We start from the raw sequence: 21,382 nt of genomic DNA, 5'->3' as shown, positions 1-21,382 counted from the left end.
TGCAACAGTTTTGTCGATTGATCCTTGTTTTTTGTGGCCTTCAGGACACAGCCAAGTCTTTTTTCTCGATCTCCTTTCGAAAATCGAGCGCCTGATATAGCCGAATCTCAACCCTGTTCAGCGCTGCGCAGCCGCACGACGCTGACGCCGCCGCCGCGGCGCTCGACGCAGATTTTCGTCGCGATCCGCTGCTGCAGGGAATCGACATGACTGATCACGCCAACCCGCCTCCCCTGCCCCTGCAGCGCCTCCAGCGCGTCGATGGCGATGTCGAGGGTCGCCGAATCCAGCGCGCCGAAGCCTTCGTCGATGAACAGCGTGTCGACAAAGGAATTGCGCCCTTCGAGGCCGGCCAGCGCCAGCGCGAGCGCCAGCGACGCGAGGAAGCGCTCGCCGCCGGAAAGCGAACGCGTCGAGCGGCGCTCGTCGCCAAGATCGCGATCGACGATCTGGAGGCCGAGCGCGCCGGCCTCGCCCGAGCGCTCGAGAGCATAGCGCGGCGCCAGCAGCTTCAGCCGTTGATTGGCGAGGGCGACGAGATGCTCGAGGGTCGCGGCCTGGGCGAAACGGCGAAACCTGTCGCCGCTCGCCGAGCCGATCGCCTCGCCGATCTCGCTCCAGAGCCTCGCCTTTGCGCGCGCCTGTTCGAGCTCCTCGCCGAGCGCGGCGGCGCGTTCGCGCGCCTCATCGTCTCTCGCGCGACGCTCGCGCAAGGCGCCGAGCCGCGCCGACAATTCGTCGAGATGGCAGGCGAACCCCTTCTCCTGAGCGGCAAGCGCCTCACGCGATGTCTCGTCCGGCGCGATGGCGCGCGCCGCCTCAAGGTCCGCCTGGCGTTCCGTCACGGCGACCTCCGCCGCCGATCGATCAGCTTCAGCGGTCTGAACGGCGCGCCGCAGCTCGGCCTGATCGTCGCGCGAGATCGCAAGAAACCGCGCCGCCGCCGCCTCGTCGAGACCCACGGTTTCGAGCGCCGCGATAAAATCCCCCCGCGCCTGCTCGGCGCGCGTCGTCGCAACCTGCTCCGCGCTTAAATGGTGGGAAAGACTCGCATCGTGCGCGGCCTTGGATTGTTGCGCCGCAGCTAATCCTTCACGCGCCCCATCGCGCGCTTCTAGCGCCAACTTGCGGCGGTCTCCGACGCGGGCGCGATGCGCGGCCGTCGCTTCGCCATCGAGAAGCCGCGCGCGTTCGCCCTGCGCATCGGCAAGACTCTCGGCGCGCGCCTTGTAATCAGTTTTGGCGTCGGCCTCGCGGGCGCATAAGGCGTCCGATTCAGCGGCGAGACGCTCCGCTTTAAGATTGGCGGCCGCGAACGCCGCGCCAAGCGCCTCCGATCGCGCCGACGCCTGCCGGTATCGTGCGCCCGCCGATTCGAGCAAACGGCGCGCCGAATCGGCGTCGCGGTCGATATCGCCGGTTGAAAGTTCGCACAGCCGCAGAAAGGGCGCGAGCGCGCGATCAATCGACTCAAGGCGTTCGACAAGTCCTGAGATTTCCGCTTCCGCGCGCGCCCGCGTCTCGCGGGCTAAATCCAGATTTTTCGCGAGCGCGGCGCGTTCCTTTTGGCGCGCGTCGAGCGCTAGACGCGCATCCTCTCGCGCGCTGCGCAGCTGATCGCGCTCGCCGCGCAACCGACGCGCGGCCAAAAGCTTTTGCGCGACGGCGTCGCGCGCCGCCGTGAGCTCCTTCGCCAATTCGTCCAACCGTTGCGAAGCTGATACGATCGACGCCGGCGGCGCAAATTCAGGATCGATGCTCCTCGCGCGATCGTCGCCGAGGGCCGACGCATATTCAGCTTCCGCGCGCGCGCAAGCCGATCGCGCATCCGCCGCGCGACGCGTCGCGTCCGCGTAAAGCGCCTGCGTCTGCGCGGCAAGCGCGCTTGAGGCGAAAATCTCGTCGTCGAACCAGTTCAGCCGATGCCGCGCCTCGTCGCGCCGCGCGCGCAATGCTTCGATCAAGGCGTTCGCGGCGTCATGCGGGCCGGCGAAAGGATGGTCGCGCGCGCCGCAAACCGGGCATGGCGCATGCTCGCTCAGCGCCGCGCGCAATCGCAGCGCATGGGGATCGGCGGCGGCGTCCGCCAAATCGCCAAAGCGCTCGGCGTCGGCGCTCTGCGCGACATGCGCCGCGCGGCGCGCGCGCAAATCCTGCAGCTCCTGTTGGAGTTCGGCTTCCTCGTCGGCGCAGCGCGCAATATCCTGTTGCGCCGTCGCCGCCGCCGCGTCGGCCTCATCATAGGCGCGCGCCGATCGGCGCAAGCCTTCGACAAGCTCCGACGCGCGCGCAAGGGCGTCGGCGCGCGTGAGCGAGCCCGGTTCATTGAGCGCGAAGAGCGCCTGATCGCGCTCGTCGATCTGTGTCGCCAGCTTCTCGCTCGCTTCGCGATCCTGGGCGTCGCGCGAGTCGAAATCGGCAAGCGTCGCATCGCCGCGGACAAGATCGGCGACGGCCGCCGCCAAGGCGCGGTCGCAGGCGCGCTTGGCTTGCCAAAGCTCGCCGCGCTTCGTCAGCCACTCCTCAATCTCCGGCCAGCGTTCGCTGAGCGGCCGCGCCGGCGCGAGCCGTTCGAGTTCGGCGTTCGCCCTCTCCCTCTCCTGCTGAATATTAGCGTGCTCGGCGATCGCATCGACGCGCTCGGCGCGCCTCTCTGCTGCGCGTGTTGCGGCGTCTTCAGCGATGCGACGCGCTTTCTCCTCCTCGCTGGCGAGATTGGCGATGCGCGCGTCAAGCGCCGCCGCCTCGTTCCAGATCGGCGCCAATCGGGCGATTTCCGCTTCCGCCGCGGCGCAGGCCTCGGCGGCCGATCGCGCTTGCGCGTCACAAGCGGCGAAAGTCTCATGCGCCGCGATCGCTTGAACTTTCGCCTCTGTGGCTGCGCGCATCGCTTCAACTTTTGCCTCTTCGGCGCGGCGCAATTCATCGCGCGGCGCGCGCAGGGGTTCGATTTGCGCCAGCGCCGCCAGCGTCTCGCGCTGCTGCAACAGCTCCTCAAACGCGCGGAAAGCTTCGGCGCGCGCCGCCATCGCCTGCGCGAGCTTCTTTTGCGCCTGCTCCAAGGCGTCGAGTCTGCCAAGCGCCGCCAGGGTTTCGGCGCGAATCCTGGCGACTTCAGCGCGTTCGCCGTCACGCGCGGCGAGGTCATTCTCGATCGCGTCGCGCTCGTCGTCCGACATCACGCCGATCTCGGCGCGACCGCGTTCGACAAGCGCGACCGTCTGTTGCGCGTCGCGCGCGCGCTCATAGGCGCGTTTCGACAAGAGGCCGTAAATTTCGGCGCCGGTGATCTTTTCCAAAAGCTCGGCGCGCTCTTTGGCGTCGGCGCGCAGAAAGGCGTCGAATTCGCCCTGCGCCAGAAGCGCCGTGCGGCGAAACTGATCGAAGGTGAGATCGGTCAGTTCGACGATGCGGGAATTGACCGGCTCGATGCCGCTTTCGACCGCCGCGACGACGACGCCGGCGTCATCGATTCGCGAGAGCGACCGTCCGCGCTTTTGCAATGCGCCCGCCGCTTTGCCGCGCGCGCGCTGCAACTCGCAGCGCGCCCGATAGCGCTGCCCGTCCCTGCCGATAAAATCCACCTCGGCGAAGCCGCGGCCAGCGCCGCGGCGAAGAATCGCGCGCGGGTCGCCGGCGCCGAGCGTCTCTCCCGATGGGTCCGGCGCGCCTTCGCCGGCGCCGGCCGTCGCGACTCGCGGAAACTTGTCGTAGAGCGCAAGGCAGATCGCGTCGAGTATCGTCGATTTGCCGGCGCCGGTTTCGCCGGTGATGGCGAAAAGGCCGGCCGAGCGCAGCGGCTCGGCGTCGAAGTCAATGACGAACGCCTCGGCGAGACTGGCGAGATTGGCCCCTCTGATCGCCAGAATGCGCATGATCACGCCTCGTGCAGAAGACGCTCGAAACAGCCGAGATGGTCGTCCGTCGGCGCGACGCCGTGGGTCTGCTCAAAGGCTTCGCGAAACAGATCGACGGGCTTGCGTTCCGCGAGGCGCAGCGGCGTCGGGGCCGGCGTATGCGCTTGCGGTCGCTCGACCGTCATCGACACGACCCGCAGCGGAAATTTTTCGCAAATCGCGTCGACCTCGGCTTTCAGGCCCACGGCCGGACCCTCGACCCTGATCGCGAGATGCACGAAAGGCCAATTCTCTATCGGATCCGTTGGGTCAAGATCGAGCGCCTGAAGCGCTGGCTCGAGTTCGGCGATCGACAGAGCGCCCGTCGCCGGCGTCCGCAAATGTCGAACGCTGCGGCTGAACGGCGCATGTTCGACCGCGACGGCGCCGGCATCGTCGATTACGACGATGCTGACGCCATGCGCATAATCAATCTCGGTCTTCGACATCGGAATCAGCGAACCGGAATAGCGGATCGTATCGCGGCCGACCGACTGCGGCCGATGCAGATGGCCGAGCGCGACATAAGCGATATCCGCCGAAAATATCTCGGGCGGAACCGCATGTTCGCCGCCGACGAGAATGCGTCGTTCGGCTCCTTCCGATTCGAGCCCGCCCGCGACATGAAGATGGCCGGTGACGATGAGCGGCGCCATGCCGCTCTCTCCGCCGCTCTCCCCTTGGCCAATCTCACGCCGCGCGCTGTCGACCGCTTGACGATAGGCTTCGCGCACGGCGCCGACTGCGCTTTCGCAGCCCACCGGCAAATCCGCCGCGCGCGGATAGGGCAGCGCCAGCAAATATGCGCCGACTCGGCCCTGCGCGTCGCGGATTGGCGCCAAATGCGGGCGCGCGTCGAAGACGCCGTCGCGCCGCGCGAAGGCGCCGATCGACATCACATCCGCCATCTCGAACAGGGCGCGCGGCGCTTCGAGCCGGCCCGCCGGATCGTGATTGCCGGCGACGAGCGCGATACGCGCATGCGGACAGGCGGCGCGCAAGTCGCGCAATGTGTCGTAGAGCAGCCGCTGGGCGTCGGCGGAAGGGTTGAGGCTGTCGAAGACATCGCCCGCGACGATGATCGCATCGACCGCCCGTTCCTTCGCGATGGCGACGAGCTGCGCCAACGCGGCGCGATGCTCCGCCTCGCGCGACCAACCCTGCAGAGTCGCGCCCAAATGCCAATCGGCGGTGTGAAGAAGGCGAATCACCCGACAAGTAGGCAATGGGCGGCCACGCTCGGGCAAGCGCAAAGCTCGGCCACATATGATGCAGGATCAAAATGATTCTCTGGCTTCTATCCGTCAATCTCCGCGCCAAGAGAAAAAAGATAAGTGTTAAATTACACCGATGTTGTTAGACTACTCCGAAATTCAGCCAAGAACATACGCCTAGGTCTACGCTCACGTGCTGATTCAATAGCCAGTCTTACTTAGATATCGACGTTTTTCATCTCAAAATATGAAGCGCCTTGGCTGCGTCGCGGCGCCTTCACAACCTTGTCGTCGTGCCTGTAAAATATGCGCCGTCGCAAAGGGCTGGACCTTGGCGCGGTCCATCAGGCCCTCCCACATCGAGAGGCAGCCAGGGTGACCGCTTACTTTCGTCAACAGACCGTGTCGCCGCAGGCATGTCCCGCGCTGGTGCTCAACGCCGACTACCGGCCGCTAAGCTATTATCCGCTCTCGCTCTGGGGTTGGCAGGACGCGATCAAGGCGGTGTTTCTCGATCGCGTCAACATCGTCTCGGAATACGACCGGACGGTCAAAAGCCCGAGCTTCGAAATGCGTCTGCCGTCGGTCGTGTCGCTCAAGGAATATGTGCGGCCGACGCGGCAGCCGGCGTTTACGCGATTCAACGTGTTCCTGCGCGATCGCTTCACCTGCCAATATTGCGGCGAGCATGAAGAACTGACGTTCGACCATGTCATTCCGCGATCGAAAGGAGGCGCGACGACGTGGGAAAACGTCGTCGCGGCGTGTTCGCCCTGCAATTTGCGCAAAGGCGACCGTCTTCCGCATGAGGCGCATATGTCGCCGGCGCAGTCGCCCTATCAGCCTTCGATCGCCGATCTGCATCGCAACGGACGCCTGTTTCCTCCCAATTATCTGCACGAAAGCTGGATGGACTACCTCTATTGGGATTCGGTGCTCGAACCATAATTTGGCGCGCGTCCGAGAGAGGGCTTTGATGATTCGCCGAATCATCGTCATCGCTTTCGGCTTCCTTCTCGCCGTCGGCGCGGGCGCCATTTTCCTGCTCGTTGCTTCAGTCTTCGACCCGGCGATGCGTGAAGCCGGATTTGAAGCGGCCCTTTCAGGCCTCTTCGCCTTCTTCGATGAAGACATGCGGGCCGGCGAGTTCAACGATCCTGTGGCGACATTCGGAATCATCGTCTGGGCGATCGTCATCGCCACCTGCGCCGCGCCGCTCGCGGTCGCGGCGTTGATTGGCGAGATCGCCGGCGCGCGCTCGCTTTTGTGGTATTCGGGTGTGAGCGCGACGTTAGCCGGCGCCTCACCTTGGATCGCGCGCGCGGCGAAGGGGCTTGAGCGCGCCCGGGACGCGAACCCGCTCGAACTTCGCATCGCTCTGCTTTTTTTCCTTACCGGCGCTGTGTCCGGGGCGATCTACTGGCTGATCGCTTCGCGGTCCCCTGCGCGCTTCTAATCATTCTTCGAGCGTCAAAGCGCGACGCCTCGATGGTCAAGCGCGATCAAATCAAGGCCGGCTTACGCCGCTAAGACAATTCTTTGCGTTCGTCGCTTTACGGCGAATTTGCGTGGCGCGGCATGAGCGTGTCGACCAATGTCTTGCGAATTCGCCGCATCCTCGCGCCGTAAGCGCGCGGCGCCCCAGAATCCCCCGATTTTCCTGGACTCTGGCGGCGTCAGGATTGACGCCCAATGCCGGAAATGCTCATAAACTGACATGGCAGACTACCATTCTCTGATCGCGCGGGCGGTCGCCGCTCTGCCGCAGTCCACATCGGACGCGCGCGAAGCGGTGTACGAACGCGCCCGCAAGGCGCTGTTCAACCAGTTGCGCAGCATCCAGCCGCCGGTCGCCGAAGCCGACATCGCCGCCGAAGGCCGCGCGCTCGAAGAAGCGATCGAGCGAGTCGAGACGGAGAGCGCCGCTAAGCACGCGCAGGCGCCGAAGCCTGGCGCCGAAGCGGCCGCGCCACAGTCGATTACAAGCGCAAAGCCGACCGAGCGCGCGTCGACCGAGAACGGAGAGTCGAATTGGCGCGACACGCCTTTTCCGCCCGTAACCGGCAGAGGCGACCTTCCGCCGCGCGAATTGCAGCGACCGCCAGCGCCGCTGCGCGCGCCAAGGCCGAAACGCTCGCTGCGGATGACTTTGTCCATTGCTGGCGTTGTCGTCGCGCTCGTGGCGATCGTCGGAACGCTTGCCTGGCAGCTTCGCGAACAGCCTGACGATCTCGCCAAACTCAAACCGGAGCAGTCATCGGCCAGCGCGCCCGAAAGCGGCAAGATCAACGATCGCGTCGGCGGTCAGGGAACCGCGGTCAAGACGGCGACGCCGCGTAACCCGGCCGTGCCGGTGGCGCAAAAAGCGGAAATGTGGGTCGGCTCGGTCGCCGAACCGACCAAGGTCGACAAAATCTACAATGGCTCGGTCGTTTGGCGCCTCGAGAATGTCGGCGGACCCGGCGAGCCGGTCGGCTCCGCGATTCGCGGCGACATCGACATCCCCGACGCCAAGCTGAAAATGTCGCTGCTGTTTCGCAGGAACACCGATGCGACGCTCTCCGCGTCGCATACGATCAACGTGTCGTTCACATTGGCGCCCGACAGTCCGATCGGCGGCGTCAAGGCGATCGGCCCGATTCAGATGCGACGCTCCGACGCCCAGTCGGGAGAAAAGGTCGTCGGCATTCCCGTGCCGATCACCGAAAACAACTTCCTCATCGGTCTGATGCGCGGCGATCACGAGTCGCGCAATATTCTTCTGCTCAGATCGCTCACCGCGCTTGATCTGCCGATGCAGCTTGCCGACGGCCGCGCGGCGACGATCAACATGGAGAAAGGCCCGTCGGGCGAGCGCGTCTTCGCCGACGCCATCGACGCCTGGGGAAAATGAGTGACGAGCTTCGCCTGGCTGCGGCGCTCTGAACAAGTGAGCGCGCCAATGTATTACATCACCAGCGTCAGTTTTTTCGCCGCCCTCGTCACGCCCGTGTAAAGCCAGCGCGCCCGATGTTCGCGGAAGGCGAAGGACTCGTCGAACAGCGTCACATCGTCCCATTGCGATCCTTGCGCCTTGTGGACGGTAAGCGCATAGCCGAAGTCGAATTCGTCGGAGTCCTTGCGAAGCGCGTAAGGAATGTCGCTCTCGGCGCCAAACATTTGCGGAATGACGGCGACGCGCTGAAATTTGACGCCTTCGCTTTCTTCCGGCGTCACCAACATTCTCACCTTGCCGCGGCGCACGGCGCCGGCGCTCTTCACGGTGAAGAGCGCGCCGTTCAACAGCCCCTTCTTGCGATTGTTGCGCAGGCAGACGAGCTTGTCGCCCGACTGCGGCAGTTCGCCGGTAAAGCCGCGCAATTCGCGCAGGCGCGCATTGTAGGCGCGGCGAGTCTTGTTCAATCCGACCAGCACCTGATCGGCGCCGGTGACGAGCGCCGGATCGAGCGAATCGCGGCGAACGATTCGCGTCTCTCCAAAAACGCCCTGCTCGACGCCCTCGCCGGCCCGGATCGACATCGAAAGCCGAATAATCGGATTGTCCGCCGCCTGCCGATGCACCTCTTGCAGCATCACGTCGGGCTCGGCCTCGGTAAAAAAGCCCCCGCCCTTGACCGGCGGCAATTGCGCCGGATCGCCGAGGACGAGCACCTTTTTTCCAAAGGAGAGGAGATCGCGGCCGAGTTCCTCATCGACCATCGAGCACTCGTCGATGACGATCAGCTTCGCATGCGCCGCGTCGCTGTCGTCGTTGAGAACGAAGGAAGGCTCCTCGGTCTCGCTGTCGGTGGCGCGATAGATGAGACTGTGAATCGTGCGCGCGTCCTTGCAACCCTTCGAGCGCATGACCAGCGCCGCTTTGCCGGTAAAGGCCGCAAAGGCGACATCGCCGTCGACATGTTCGGCGAGATGACGGGCGAGCGTCGACTTGCCGGTTCCGGCAAAGCCGAACAGACGAAACACTTGCGGCGCGCTCGGCGTCTCCAGCCAGCGCGCGACGGCGTTCAGCGCTTGGTCCTGTTCGGGCGTCCAGACGGGCATGGTGCAAAGTCGAATCAGCGCCTCACGATGGCGGAGGCGACGATGGCGGACAAGCGCCAATCTCGACCTTTCAGGCGCTAAACCCAGCGATCAGCAATGCGCCGCCAAGGGCGAAGGAAACAAGCGCGAATATCGGATAGCGTCGTTCATAGCCCATCTTCGAAAAAATCTCGCGCACGGTCTGCGGCGGCAAGAACAGCGTGAGCACGCCGCTGATCAGCGTGATCCAGCCGACAAGCGAGACCAGCGCCGCAGTCGCGTCGCTCCAATTATCATGGCCGATCACGATGGCGAGGCCGATCGCCAGCCGGATCATGCCGATGAAGGCGATGGCGACAGGCTCGCGCGAAATGCTCTCGATCATCTGGAGCGCCACGTCCTTGCGCACCAGCATCCAGGCGGACATGATCAACGCATAGGCGCCGATCAGCTTTGCGATAAAGAGCGTAAGCGCCGTCATCAGCGTCTCCTTGCCGAAGCGCTTCACACCGCCGAGGAATGGCGGGCTGGCGAAGTCTGCAGGTAGGCGTCGAAGGCGGCGGCGACAAGCCGAACGAAGGGCTTTCCGCGTTGCGTCACGACGACGCGCCGGCCCTGCGTGTCTACGACGCCATCCTTCGCCAGCGCGTTGAGCGATTCCTGCGCGTCGTCGAAAAATTCATCGGCATATCCGTAGCGCCCGGCGATGGCGCCATAGTCGACCTCGAAATCGCACATGAGCCGTTCGATCAGATCGGCGCGGGCGCTGTCCTCGCGCGTAAAAGCCACGCCGCGGCTGGTGGCGAAACGCCCGGCGTCGATCGCGCGCCGCCAGCCCGCGAGATCGACAGCGTTGCCGACGTAACCTTGCGGGAGACGCCCGATCGAGGACACGCCGAACGGCAGCAACGCATCGGCGGCGTCGATCGTATAGCCCTGGAAATTGCGACGCATCCGCTTTTCGCGCGCGGCGATCGCCAGCGGATCGTCGGGGCGCGCGAAATGATCGAATCCGATCGTTTCATATCCTTGCTCTTCGAGCATGAAGCGGACGGCGGCGGCCTGCGCCAGCCGCTCGCCGACCCCAGGCAGCGCAGCGGCGTCGATCAGCTTCTGGTTCGACTTGAACCAGGGCACATGCGCATAGCCGAAAACCGCAAGCCGCTGCGGCTTGAGCGACGCGGCGAGCGCAGCGGTTCGCGCCGCGTCTTCGACGCTCTGTTTCGGCAGGCCGTACATAAGATCGAGATTGATCGCCGCGATCCCGGCGCCGCGCAGCAATTCCACGGCGCGCGCCACCGTCTCAAACGGCTGAATGCGGCCGGCCGCCGCCTGCACATGGGCGTTGAAGTCCTGCACGCCGAGCGAAGCGCGGGTGATTCCCGCCGCGGCCAGCGCTTCGACGAGATCGTCGTCAACGAGGCGCGGATCGAGTTCGATCGCGTGCTCGGCCGCGGCGGAGAGTTCGAAAAGATCGCGCAGAACTGAAACGATCGCCGCGAAGCGCGAAGGGCCGAGAACGCCAGGCGTGCCGCCGCCCCAATGGATGCTCGTCACGCGCCGCGCGCCGGTCGCCTGCGCGGTCAACGCTATTTCGCGCTGGAGCGTGTGCGCATAAAGTTCGAGCGGCGCCTCCTGACGCACCGCTTTTGTGTGACAGCCGCAATAGGCGCAGATCGTTGCGCAGAACGGCACGTGGAGATAGAGCGAGAGTGACGCCGAAGGAGCGAGACTCGCCAACCAGGCGCGCATCTCGGCGTCGCCGATCGACTTCGAAAAATGCGGCGCGGTGGGATAGCTCGTGTAGCGCGGCGCGGACCGTTCGGCCAGAACCAGCGACGCAGCGTCCATTCCTGTTCTCCCCTGCCGCATCGCGGCGCCTCCGAAAGTGATATCGCGACGCGGCTTGCCGCGCAAAAGCCGCGGCTGCCGCACTTTGACGCGGGCGGGCGCGAAATCGGCTTGGCCGTCGGCCGTTTAAAAGGCAAACTGGGACATATTTCACGAGGGCGGGAGCGATGGCGCAGATGGCGATATTTTTCTGGCGAAGGATTTATGTGCTGGGGTTCTGCCTTACGGTCGCCGGCCTCACGGCGCCGCTTGCGCTTGCCGCAGGACCGTCAGACGTCGCCGGCCGCTATTCGATCCTCCGCGAGGGCGATAAGGACACCGGCTGCATGCTGACGCTCGACGCCCGCGTACGCGGTCGCGCCGGGCTGAAAGCGCAGCTTGCGCCAGCCTGCCGCGACAATGGCGTCGTGATTTTCGACCCGGTCGGCTGGGGAATCGATCAGGGCCGTCTCGTGGTGACCGCCCGCAAGGGTCATAAGGCTCATTTCGACAAGGACGCCGCTGGCGTTTGGCGGCGCGACGGCAAGGAAGGCAAGGCGCTCGGCCTCAGGCCGCTGTAGGAGCCAGCGTCCGTGAAAAAGCCTCCCGGATCGCTCCGGGAGGCTCTATGCCCGTCGCCGCTCGAGAGGGGCGGGGTGACGGCGACGGTTAGCGTGACGCGGTCGTCGAATATTCGCGAACTCTTACCTAGCGATCGTCGACGACCTCGCCACGCTGATCAAACAGTGTGTCTCCCTCGATCTGGCGCTCGCCATATCCGTAATAGGCGTCGGCATGATCGGCCCAGGAGCCGACATTGGGCGCGAACCAAGCCTCGGAACCATCGTCGAAAGGATCGTAGCCATGACCGAAGCTTTCGCTGCGGCGAGGCGCGCAGTCCGCGCGCCCCTGATCGTCCCCGGCGATCGCCGGCGACGCAGCGAGCGTCAGAAGAAAGACGAGGACAAGTGGCTGACGAGACATCTCGACTCCGGTCCGCCGAGGCCCCGCAGATCGCGGCGCCTCATTCGCATTAACATGACCCAGATTGTCTGAACCGGACATGGCAGCGCCATTCATCGGCCAGTCAGATTTACGGCGCGGCGGCGAGAGCGCTGCGAAACTCGCTCAGTCTGAAGTCTCAGAACAGGCGCCGCATTCTTCAAAATGATCCAACTTTAGCCCATTCGTTCCAAAATAGCACATACTGTCTAAGCCCACACAGCGGCGATCTGGGCCGATTATTAAAAAAATCGCAGCGCACCCGCCGTTCGGCGCGCAAGAGGCGGAAGCCGGCAAGCTAGCACGCAATCTGCAGATTAGCGAGATATTGCGCCAAGTTGCGTCAAACTGGAACGTGCGGCGGCGGTCGTCGATGGCAAAAAGCTGCGCATCGCGACCGATGTCAAATGGCATGACGACCCGAGCGCTCCAGAACAATCAGGTTCTGATGCAATCTCGGCGCAATCCCCCGGCGCGCAAGCGTTAAGCCAAGGCTACGCTTCGGCCCAAGACTGAGGATTAGTGCGCTGATGTCAAACGCCAATCCAAAAGAAATGCCCGACTCCTTCATAAATGCGGGAGACGAGGACTTCGAAAATGAAGCTGCGTTTCAGGACGAGAGTTCGCGCGGCACGCTCACGCGCCAGGACATCGCTTTGGCGATCCATCGCCGGATCGACGGCATGTCCTGCAGGGAAGCAAAGCGGCTGACCGATTTGGTGATCGAGGAGATGGCGGCGACGCTGGCGTCCGGCGAGTCGCTCAAGCTCCACGACTTCGGTTCCTTCCTGGTGCGGGTCAAGCGCGAGCGCGCTGGTCGCAATCCGCGCACTGGCGAGCCGGTTCCGATCGAAGCGCGGCGCGTCATCACCTTCAAAGCGTCGCCCAACATGAAGGCGGCCATCAACGGCAAGGCTCCACCGACGAAGCCCAAGAAGCGGGCGCGCGGCCGAGTGGCGGATAAATCGGTGCGAGCCGAGCCCGAACGACTCTCCGCCCCCTGAGTTTACGGTAGTCCGCGCTCCTCCCTGTGAGCGGACCTGAGGCCCGATCATTCGCCGCACGCCCCGGCGTCTGATCGGGCCTCTACTTTTACGGCAGGGCGGCGCGATTGAGCTTGCCATTGGCGTTGCGCGGCAGCGCGTCGAGGAAAACGACCGCGCGCGGGCATTTGTAGGCAGCAAGATGCGCGCGGCAATAGTCGAGAATCGCGACTTCGTCCTGCGGCGCGCCCTCGCGGGTCACCACATAAGCCTTGATGATCGTCGCACTTGCGTCGCGTCCGGGCCGCTCCGCCGCAGCCGCTTCGACCACGCCGCCGATCTCGAGCAGGCGCTTCTCGACTTCCGCCGGCGAGACCCGATAGCCGCCGGCGTTCATGACTTCGTCGACACGGCCGTGGCGCCACATATAGCCATCCGCGTCGAACTCGACGAGATCGCCGGAGACGAACCAGTCGCCGCGAAACGCCTCCAGCTCTTCCTCGGGACGGTTCCAATAGCCGAGCATCATGCCGGGATCGTCGCGACGCACCGAGAGGAGGCCGGTTTCGCCCGGCGCGAGCGGAGTCTCGCCGCCGTTTTGCGGGAGCGCCGCAACCGCCCTGCCCGGCTGCGGTCTGCCGGGAGAATCGAGTCGCACCGGCGTCGTCGGCCCGCTGGAGACGAAAGTCGAAATTTCGCTCATGCCGAAAGCTTCATAAATTTCCTTGCCGGTGCGGGCGCGCCAGTCTTCGAGCAGGCTTGACGGCAGCGCCGCGCCGGCCGAGAGCGCATGCCGCAGGCTCGACAGATTGGCGGTCTCCGGCGCGCCATATTTGAGAATCTGGCGAAAAACGCCGGGCACGGCGGCGAAAATCGTCGCGCGATGCGCTTCGATGAGCCGCGGCCATGCCGCAGGGTCGGGCCGACCATTGTAGAGCACGGCGCTCGCCCCGGCCGACAGCGGATCGACGACGCCGACGCCGAGCGTATAGGTCCAATTGATCGCGCCGGCGTGCAGCATGACGTCGCCCGGACCAAGGCCCGTCCAGTGCGCGCGCATCGGCCGGCGGCCCCAGGCGGCGCGATGGGCGTGCAGCACGCCCTTCGGCCGGCTCGTCGTGCCTGAAGTATAGACCAGATAAGCGGGATCGTCGGCGGCGGTGTCGGCGTAATCCGGGAGAGGCGCGGTCTCGCCAAGACGCGCCAGATCGGCGCCGCGCAAAATATGCGCGTCGCCGCCATGCGGCTCACTCTCGAATGACGCGCCCAGCGCCAGGACCGAGGCGCCACAGTCGCGCGCCATGAATTCCGCTTCCTCAAAGGTCAGCTGAGAAGAGGCCAAGAGCGCCACATAGCCGGCGGCGATCGCGGCGAAATAGGCGAGCGCCGCATTGGCCTCATTGCCCATGCGGATCATCACGCGCGCGCCCGGCGGCAGGTCGAGCTCGCGCAGGCCGGCCGCGAGCCGCCTCACCTTCAGATCGAGTTCGCCATGGCTCCAGCGTTGGGCGCCGCCATCGCCGACGATCGTTAGCGCCGTTGCGTCGGGACGCAGTCGGGCATTTTCGGCAAGGCAATAGCGAGCGAGATTAAAGCGGGCGGGAATGGGGTCCAGCGTCGGCATGGCGTTTTGTGTCATGCGTCATCTTTTGGCGCCCGACTCGATGCCGAGGCAAGTCCGGCGCGCCGCGCCTGGGCGCCCGCGCGCGCCCTACAATCGCTCCAGCAATTTGTCGTAGTCCGCGTGGGATCCAATCCAGAAGCAAACCACACCTTCATCGTCTCGCTCGCCAAGCGCGCGATAACCATTTGCGATGCGAACAGAGTAGATGGGAAGGCTGGGATGCACGGGCTTAAAGCGCAAGCCAGGACGCCAAGGGTCCTGCTGGAAGCGCCCATAGGCGAGGCGCGCTTATTCCTGAACCTCTTTCGGCAGGCCGGCGAAAGCGTTCCGAAATCGGGCCGTCGTCCGGGATTTCACAGCCTGTGGGGGTCGAGCGGCTGCGTCCTTTTCGTACGGTCTTCCGCCGCCGCCTCTTCCGCAAGGGTCGCAAGGGCGTGCGGACTCGCGGCGAACGCCCTATCCCACCGCGCCTCGTCTTCCAATTCGCCCAGGATCAAATCGGCGATGGAGTTTTGCTCTCGCTCGGGAAGTTTTCGCGCCTTGTCGAACGCCTGATCGAGTAGCTTCGTCATATCGCTTCGCCGACAATCTCATGGCGTTTCGCCAAAATATGCCCGTTTGGCGCGCATGCAAAGACCCGTTCGCCTTTCCCCTAATCGAACAGGCTCGAAACGCTCTCTTCCCGCGCCGTGCGGGCGATCGCTTCGCCGATCAGATGGCCGATCGGAATGACGCGGATATTCGGCGCGGCTTCGACCGCGGCGGTCGCGCGGATCGTGTCGGTGACGACGAGCTGCTTCAGCTTGGACTTGGCGATACGTTCCGCCGCCGCGCCCGACAGCACGCCATGGGTGATGTAGCCGTATACCGAGCCGGCGCCTGCCGCCAGCAGCGCTTCCGCCGCGTTGCAGAGCGTGCCGCCCGAATCGACGATGTCGTCAATGAGAATGCAATTGTGGCCGTCGACGTCGCCAATGATGTTCATCACTTCCGACTCGCCGGCGCGCTCGCGGCGCTTGTCGACGATCGCCAGCGGCGCGTCGATGCGCTTCGCCAGCGCCCTGGCGCGCACCACGCCGCCAACGTCCGGCGACACCACCATGACGTTCTTGAGGTCGAGGTGCGACTTAATGTCCGCCACGATCACCGGCGCGGCGAAGAGATTGTCGGTCGGGATGTCGAAGAAGCCCTGAACCTGGCCGGCGTGAAGATCGACGGTGAGAACGCGGTCCGCCCCCGCCCGGGTGATGAGATTGCTGACCAGCTTCGCCGAGATCGGCGTCCGCGGTCCCTGTTTGCGATCCTGACGGGCGTAGCCGAAATAGGGAATGACCGCAGTGATGCGACGCGCCGAGGCGCGACGCAGCGCGTCGACCATGATCAGCAGCTCCATCAGATGGTCATTGGCCGGCGCGGAGGTGGACTGGATCACGAATGTGTCCTGCCCGCGCACGTTCTCCAGGATTTCGACCCAGATTTCCTGGTCGGCGAAGCGACGAACCTGGGCGCGGCACAGCGGAACCCCGAGATGCGCGGCGATCGCCTCCGCCAACGGCCGGTTGGAATTGCCAGCCAGGAGTTTCATCGCCGCCATTCAGTCCGCCCCCGCGCCTTAAACGCCGCGGCGTCATAGCAGCGATGGCGGCGACGAACAATATGACGCGAGAATGGCGGCTTCCCCGTCATAAATCTGCGACAGGATTGCCTCTCGCAGGGGTAATGCTCTACATGATTATGGCGGCCTCACCGATGCGCGGCGGGCCGGGCGTTTGGTTTGCGCCTTCACCCATCTCGCCCAACGGCTTAGTAGACAGGCGTCGCTTCCGTTAATGACGAATAGCGTATCGGATCATGCGCCGCAGCCGTCCTCGCCGCGCGAGACGCGAATCGTCGTCGCCATGTCGGGCGGCGTCGATTCAAGCGTGGTCGCCGCCTTGCTGAAGGAGCAGGGCTATGACGTCGTCGGCGTGACGATGCAGCTCTATGATCACGGCGAAGCCACCCATCGCCGCGGCGCCTGCTGCGCCGGCCGCGACATCCACGACGCCCGAAGCGTCGCGGCGCGGCTCGGCATTCCGCATTTCGTTCTCGATTATGAGAGCAGATTTCGCGAGAAGGTGATCGACGAATTCGCCGCGAGCTACGCCAAGGGCGAGACTCCGGTACCCTGCGTCGCCTGTAATCAGTTCATCAAATTCGCCGATCTGATGGAGACGGCCAAGGACCTCGGCGCGCATGCGCTCGCGACCGGCCATTACATTTCCATTCGCGACGACGGACATGGCGGACGCGCGCTCTATCGCGCCAAGGACGCCTCGCGCGACCAGAGCTATTTCCTGTTCGCGACGACGCGTGAACAATTGCGGATGCTGCGCTTTCCGCTCGGCGACTATACGAAAGCCGAAGTTCGTGAGATGGCGCGCCGCATCGGCCTCGAGGTCGCCGACAAGCCGGACAGCCAGGACATCTGCTTCGTGCCGACCGGGCGCTATACCGACGTCGTCGAAAAGCTCGCGCCCACTTCCGTCGTGCCGGGCGAAATCGTTCACATCGACGGTCGCATGCTCGGGCGCCATGCCGGCGTCATCCATTACACCATCGGACAGCGCCGCGGACTAGGGCTTGGCGCGAAGGTCGCCGGCCGCGACTCCGAGCCGCTTTACGTCCTGCGTCTCGATGCAGCGAAAGCTCAAGTGATCGTCGGTCCGCGCGAGGCGCTAGAGACCCGCGCGGCGAAATTGCGCGACGTGAATTGGATCGGCGAAGGAACGCTTTCATCCTTGCCGCCGGGCGGCCTGGACATTATGGCGCGCGTGCGCTCGACCCGGCCGCCGGCGCCGGCGCGGCTGATCGCCGGCGACGACGGCGGCGCGACGGTGGTGTTCGCGTCGAGCGAATTCGGCGTTTCGCCGGGACAGGCGTGCGTGTTCTACGACGCCGACGACAACGACGCGCGCGTGCTCGGCGGCGGATTCATCGCCGCGGTCGAGCCGGCGACGCTGATAATGGGATCTAAGGCGCCGCCGCTGCGCGCCGCGGAACGGCGAAGGGCGCCTTAATGAGCGAAGCAAGAAACTATTACCGAGACGTCGAAACGCTCGACAATGGCAATGTCGAAGCCGCCTATGCGCGCTGGGCGCCGATTTACGATTTGACCTTCGACGTGCTGCTGAAACCCGGACGCCGCGCCGCGGCGGCGGCGGCTTCAGGGGCTCGCGGACCGATTCTTGACGTGGGCGTCGGCACCGGCCTCGAACTGCCGCTATTCTCTCGGAATGCGCAGGTCGTCGGGGTCGATCTGTCGGAGCCGATGCTGCGCCGCGCCGCGCAGCGCGTGCGCCGCGAACGCCTCGATCAAGTCGCCGGCCTGGTGAAGATGGACGCGACGAAGATGGCTTTTGCTGACGCGAGCTTCGCCTGCGTCGTCGCGCCCTATGTTCTCACGGTCGTGCCCGACCCGGAAGCGCTGCTCGACGAACTCGCGCGCGTGCTGCGGCCAGGCGGCGAGATCGTGCTCGTCAATCATGTCAGCGGCAAGGACGACGCGATTGCGCTGTTCGAAGCCTGGCTCGACCGCCATATGGCGCCCAAGCTCGGCTGGCGCCCGCAATTCCCCTGGTCGATCATCGGCGGCTGGATCGACCGTAATCCGCAGATGAAACTCATCGAGCGCCGCCCGCTCGCGCCCTTCGGCCTGTTCACGCTGACGCGGATTAGGCGGATGTCGTCCGATTGCAACGAACGGGCAAAGTCGGCGCCGTTAGAACTGGCGCTCACATAGGCGAAACCACTACTAGCGTCGCGCCCCTCGGAACGCTACATTCCTCAAGCGGCGCTGCGGGGTGCGTGCAGGACTATTATTCCCCGGGGCCTTATCGATCCTTATGGGAGCTGTCCCTGGCCTCGCTCGTGGGCTTGGCCATATGGCGCCCACCTACGTTGTAGGTTCCCGGGATCGATGTCCCACGGCTCTTGTGGCCCGCACTCTCCTTCCCTGTTATGGCTCTCGGATGAACGATCCGAAAGCCGAGCTGCGGCGCCGTTCGCTGGCGCGGCGCGATCTCGTCACCCAGCATGAAGCCCAAGAGGCCGCCGCCGCGATCGCCGCGCGGGGCCTCGCGCTCGTTGAGCGGATCGCGCGCGACGCGGCGCTCGAGGCGCCGATCGTCTCGGTCTATTGGCCGATCCGCAGCGAACTCAATACGCGCCCCCTGATCGACGCGCTCGCCGCTAAAGGCTGCCGCGTGACGCTGCCGGTGATGCACAAGGTCCGCCAGCCGCTGGTCTTCCGCGCCTTCGCGCCCGGCGACGATCTGGTCAAAGGACCGTTCGGCCTCTCGGAGCCTTCCGAGGACAAGCCGCCCTTTGACCCTGACATCGTCTTCTCGCCGCTCGCCGCATTCGACCGGCGCGGCTTTCGGCTGGGCTATGGCGGCGGCATTTATGACGCCACGCTCTCGGCGCTTCGCGTCAAAAAGCCGGTCGTCGCGATCGGCGTGGCCTATTCCTGCCAGGAAGCGGATCACGTGCCGGTCGAGCCGCACGACCAGCGGCTCGATTTTGTCCTAACCGAGCAGGGGATGCTGCAATTTTCCGCGCGTGACGCGAGCGTCAACGCCGGTTCGGACGCAGCCCTCTAAGGGGCGCCGCGCCTTTCCGTAACTTCACGGAATCGCCGCCGCCGGCAGTTTGACGAGCTGGCCGGCGCGGAATTTCTTCGCCTTCAGCTCGGGATTGGCGTCGGCGAGGGACCGCCATTTGTTCGCCGTTCCAAAGAGCCGCTTGGCGATGGATTTGAACGTGTCCCCCGCGCGGGCAGTATAAACTCCCGGGTCCTTCGCCACGGCGGGCGCAGGAGAGGCTGCTGGTTCGCTGCTTGCGACTTGCGACGGCGTTTCCGGCTTTTCGTTCGCCGCGTTCCCGGAAATTGCCGCGTCGTCCGGAGCCGCAGGCTCCGCTGGCGCCTCCCCGGACGCGGATGCTTCGCCGGCGGCGGCCGTCTCCTCGGCGACCGCCGTTTCGCCGCTCACGGCGGTCTCGTCGATCTGCGGCTCATGCTGCTGCGCCGTCGCGGAATCCAGAACTACATTTGCGGAACGCGGCCCAACCACGAGCAGATAGACGACGGCAAGCGCCGCGACGGCAAGCGAAATTTCCGCGACGCCCCGGCGCCGCTGCGGCGGGAAGAGCGGCGGCCGCTTCCGATCGTCGTCGTCCGCCTCGGACCGCTCATCCTCCCGTCCGCGCAGCCAGACCGCGGCCTCGAACAGGAAATACAGGAAAAGCGCCGCCGTCACCGGCGGTTTGCGGAACGGCTCGGGCGCGAACATATAGGCGACCACGCCGAGCTGGATCAGCGCCGAGAGCCACGGCAAGCCGACGGCGCCGAGCGCCAGACGCCGACGCGCGGCATTGGCGAGGGTCAAGACAAAAAGCGCGAGATAGGCCCAGAGCAGCGCGCCCTGGCCGCTAAAATCCCAGCCGAAGGCGCCCGCGCCCAGCAAATAGATAAGCCCCAGGGCGGCGGCGGCATAGGCCGCATGAACCCAGCGCTGCCGTCCCAGCGTCCGGCTGAGATGAAAGACAAGCGCCGCGACGAGCGCCGCGATCAGAATCGCAGCGAGATAAGGCGAAGGAAGTGAGATCATGAAACCGCGCTCCTTAGCGGTTCAGCGGCCGGCATTGGGCCTTTTGACTTCAATGCGCATGTGCATGTGACAGTTTCTTGCTCGCGGAACCGAACCATGGGCGATTATTTCGACTTCTCGGACACGCCAGCGCTTTCAAAGGTCGCCATGTCGCAGTGACAGGCAAGCGCAGCTTTGATCAGGCCGATCGCGAGCGCGGCGCCGGAGCCTTCGCCCAGCCGCATGTCGAGATCGAGCAGCGGACGCTTGCCGAGCCGCGCCAGGACCTCGCCATGCGTCCCCTCCGCAGACATATGGCCGGCGACGCAATGGGCAATCGCGTCAGGCGCGATCGCATGCAGCAGCGCCGCCGCGGCGCAGCCGACATAGCCGTCGAGCACGACGGGGATGCGGTTCAGCCTTGCCGCTGCAATGGCGCCCATTATCGCGGCGATTTCCCGTCCCCCGACCCGGCGCAGAATCTCCAAAGGATCGGCGAGATGCGGACCATGCAACGCCAGAGCGGCGTCGATCGCGGCGTTCTTGCGCGCAAGGCCGACGTCGTCGAGCCCCGTGCCGCGTCCCGTCCAGCGCGACGCCGGTCCGCCGTAGAGCGCCGCATAGATCGCCGCCGCGCTCGTTGTATTGCCGATGCCCATCTCGCCCGGCGCCAGAAGATCGATCTCGCCGTCGATCGCCTCCATCCCATAGGCGAAGGTCGCCGCCGCCTCGCGCTCGTCCATGGCCGGCGCCTGCGTGAAATCCGCCGTCGGCCGTTCGAGCGCGAGTTCATAGACTTTCAGGCCGACGCCATGCGCCTTGCAGATCTGGTTGATCGCCGCGCCGCCGGCGAGAAAATTCGCCACCATCTGCTCCGTGACGCTCGCCGGAAAGGCGGAAACCCCCTGGGCGACGACGCCATGATTGGCGGCGAAAACCGCGACCAGCGGCCGTTCGATCGCCGGCGCCGCCCTGCCCTGCCAGGCGGCGAGCCATTCGACGATCTCCTCGAGACGCCCGAGCGCGCCTGGCGGCTTGGTGAGCAGGCGATCGCGCGCCCGCGCCGCCGCCGCGGCTTCCAGATCGGGGCCGGGCAGCGCCGCCAGCAAGATGCGGATTTCTTCGAAGGGACGGATGTGTTCGACCATGCCGCCGGCTTTACCGGGTCGCGTCGCGATTGGCGAGC

General features: G+C 65.3%; 19 protein-coding genes and 1 other RNA gene. 9 read left to right on the top strand and 11 right to left on the bottom strand.

From position 1 onward, the window contains the following. Positions 1–107: 107 nt before the first annotated feature. Together U1E20_RS05205 and U1E20_RS05200 are read right to left on the bottom strand one after the other, a co-directional pair. Positions 108–3,875 (bottom strand): AAA family ATPase, encoded by a 3,768-nt coding sequence (locus tag U1E20_RS05205; RefSeq protein WP_409979515.1) that lies wholly within the window; start codon positions 3,873–3,875, stop codon positions 108–110. A 2-nt stretch (positions 3,876–3,877) separates the two neighbouring features. Then, positions 3,878–5,107, bottom strand: coding sequence for an exonuclease SbcCD subunit D (locus U1E20_RS05200; RefSeq protein ID WP_409979514.1), 1,230 nt, complete (start codon positions 5,105–5,107; stop codon positions 3,878–3,880). Positions 5,108–5,485: 378 nt separating this feature from the next. Here U1E20_RS05200 and U1E20_RS05195 point away from each other — a divergent pair, with 378 nt between their 5' ends. The 3 genes from U1E20_RS05195 (at position 5,486) to U1E20_RS05185 (ending at position 8,003) form a co-directional block, all read left to right on the top strand. Then, positions 5,486–6,058: an HNH endonuclease gene (locus tag U1E20_RS05195; RefSeq protein ID WP_409979513.1), complete on the top strand. Its 573-nt coding sequence runs from the start codon at positions 5,486–5,488 to the stop codon at positions 6,056–6,058. Positions 6,059–6,086: 28 nt separating this feature from the next. Further along, positions 6,087–6,566, top strand: coding sequence for a hypothetical protein (locus tag U1E20_RS05190; protein WP_409979512.1), 480 nt, complete (start codon positions 6,087–6,089; stop codon positions 6,564–6,566). A gap of 261 nt (positions 6,567–6,827) precedes the next feature. Beyond that, on the top strand, positions 6,828–8,003 hold the full coding sequence (locus U1E20_RS05185) for a hypothetical protein (RefSeq protein WP_409979511.1): 1,176 nt from the start codon (positions 6,828–6,830) through the stop codon (positions 8,001–8,003). A 53-nt stretch (positions 8,004–8,056) separates the two neighbouring features. On the opposite strand, the gene U1E20_RS05180 is transcribed toward U1E20_RS05185, so the two are convergent. The 3 genes from U1E20_RS05180 to hemN form a co-directional block, all read right to left on the bottom strand. Continuing rightward, on the bottom strand, positions 8,057–9,151 hold the full coding sequence (locus U1E20_RS05180) for an ATP-dependent RecD-like DNA helicase (RefSeq protein WP_409979510.1): 1,095 nt from the start codon (positions 9,149–9,151) through the stop codon (positions 8,057–8,059). A 70-nt stretch (positions 9,152–9,221) separates the two neighbouring features. Next, positions 9,222–9,611, bottom strand: coding sequence for a hypothetical protein (locus U1E20_RS05175; protein WP_409979509.1), 390 nt, complete (start codon positions 9,609–9,611; stop codon positions 9,222–9,224). 23 nt (positions 9,612–9,634) lie between these two features. After that, a complete protein-coding gene (hemN, locus tag U1E20_RS05170; RefSeq protein ID WP_409979508.1) occupies positions 9,635–10,981 on the bottom strand; it encodes an oxygen-independent coproporphyrinogen III oxidase in 1,347 nt (448 codons plus the stop codon). Positions 10,982–11,148: 167 nt separating this feature from the next. Between hemN and U1E20_RS05165 the strand changes: the two genes are divergently transcribed. Next, positions 11,149–11,541 carry an AprI/Inh family metalloprotease inhibitor gene (locus tag U1E20_RS05165; protein ID WP_409979507.1) on the top strand — a complete coding sequence of 131 codons (393 nt, stop codon included), beginning with the start codon at positions 11,149–11,151 and terminating at the stop codon, positions 11,539–11,541. Positions 11,542–11,668: 127 nt separating this feature from the next. Here the strand turns inward: U1E20_RS05165 and U1E20_RS05160 are convergent, their stop codons facing one another. Further along, positions 11,669–11,944, bottom strand: coding sequence for a hypothetical protein (locus U1E20_RS05160; protein WP_409979506.1), 276 nt, complete (start codon positions 11,942–11,944; stop codon positions 11,669–11,671). Between the two features lie 548 nt (positions 11,945–12,492). On the opposite strand from U1E20_RS05160, the gene U1E20_RS05155 reads away from it, so the two are divergent. Further along, a complete protein-coding gene (locus U1E20_RS05155; protein ID WP_409979505.1) occupies positions 12,493–12,966 on the top strand; it encodes an integration host factor subunit alpha in 474 nt (157 codons plus the stop codon). Positions 12,967–13,054: 88 nt separating this feature from the next. Here U1E20_RS05155 and U1E20_RS05150 read toward each other — a convergent pair whose 3' ends face one another. From U1E20_RS05150 to U1E20_RS05140, 3 genes are all read right to left on the bottom strand, one after another. After that, positions 13,055–14,584: an acyl-CoA synthetase gene (locus U1E20_RS05150; RefSeq protein WP_409979504.1), complete on the bottom strand. Its 1,530-nt coding sequence runs from the start codon at positions 14,582–14,584 to the stop codon at positions 13,055–13,057. A gap of 338 nt (positions 14,585–14,922) precedes the next feature. Continuing rightward, positions 14,923–15,141, bottom strand: coding sequence for a hypothetical protein (locus tag U1E20_RS05145; RefSeq protein ID WP_409979503.1), 219 nt, complete (start codon positions 15,139–15,141; stop codon positions 14,923–14,925). Between the two features lie 80 nt (positions 15,142–15,221). Continuing rightward, positions 15,222–16,154, bottom strand: coding sequence for a ribose-phosphate pyrophosphokinase (locus U1E20_RS05140; RefSeq protein WP_409979643.1), 933 nt, complete (start codon positions 16,152–16,154; stop codon positions 15,222–15,224). A gap of 244 nt (positions 16,155–16,398) precedes the next feature. Between U1E20_RS05140 and mnmA the strand changes: the two genes are divergently transcribed. The 4 genes from mnmA (at position 16,399) to U1E20_RS05120 (ending at position 19,209) form a co-directional block, all read left to right on the top strand. Further along, on the top strand, positions 16,399–17,628 hold the full coding sequence (gene mnmA / locus U1E20_RS05135) for a tRNA 2-thiouridine(34) synthase MnmA (protein ID WP_409979502.1): 1,230 nt from the start codon (positions 16,399–16,401) through the stop codon (positions 17,626–17,628). Then, entirely contained in the window at positions 17,628–18,350 is a 723-nt protein-coding gene (locus U1E20_RS05130; RefSeq protein ID WP_409979501.1) for a methyltransferase domain-containing protein, read from the top strand. Before mnmA ends, U1E20_RS05130 begins: the two co-directional genes overlap by 1 nt. Positions 18,351–18,398: 48 nt before the next feature. After that, positions 18,399–18,553, top strand: a non-coding RNA gene (gene ssrS, locus U1E20_RS05125) — 6S RNA. 26 nt (positions 18,554–18,579) lie between these two features. Beyond that, positions 18,580–19,209 carry a 5-formyltetrahydrofolate cyclo-ligase gene (locus U1E20_RS05120; RefSeq protein WP_409979500.1) on the top strand — a complete coding sequence of 210 codons (630 nt, stop codon included), beginning with the start codon at positions 18,580–18,582 and terminating at the stop codon, positions 19,207–19,209. Between the two features lie 24 nt (positions 19,210–19,233). Here U1E20_RS05120 and U1E20_RS05115 read toward each other — a convergent pair whose 3' ends face one another. Together U1E20_RS05115 and cobT are read right to left on the bottom strand one after the other, a co-directional pair. Next, a complete protein-coding gene (locus U1E20_RS05115) occupies positions 19,234–20,217 on the bottom strand; it encodes a hypothetical protein (RefSeq protein ID WP_409979499.1) in 984 nt (327 codons plus the stop codon). Positions 20,218–20,321: 104 nt separating this feature from the next. Further along, a complete protein-coding gene (gene cobT, locus U1E20_RS05110; protein ID WP_409979498.1) occupies positions 20,322–21,344 on the bottom strand; it encodes a nicotinate-nucleotide--dimethylbenzimidazole phosphoribosyltransferase in 1,023 nt (340 codons plus the stop codon). Between the last annotated feature and the right edge of the window lie 38 nt (positions 21,345–21,382).

Source organism: Methylocystis sp., from assembly GCF_046349115.1.
Classification (GTDB): domain Bacteria; phylum Pseudomonadota; class Alphaproteobacteria; order Rhizobiales; family Beijerinckiaceae; genus Methylocystis.
This window is presented reverse-complemented; position numbering and strand designations above follow the sequence as displayed.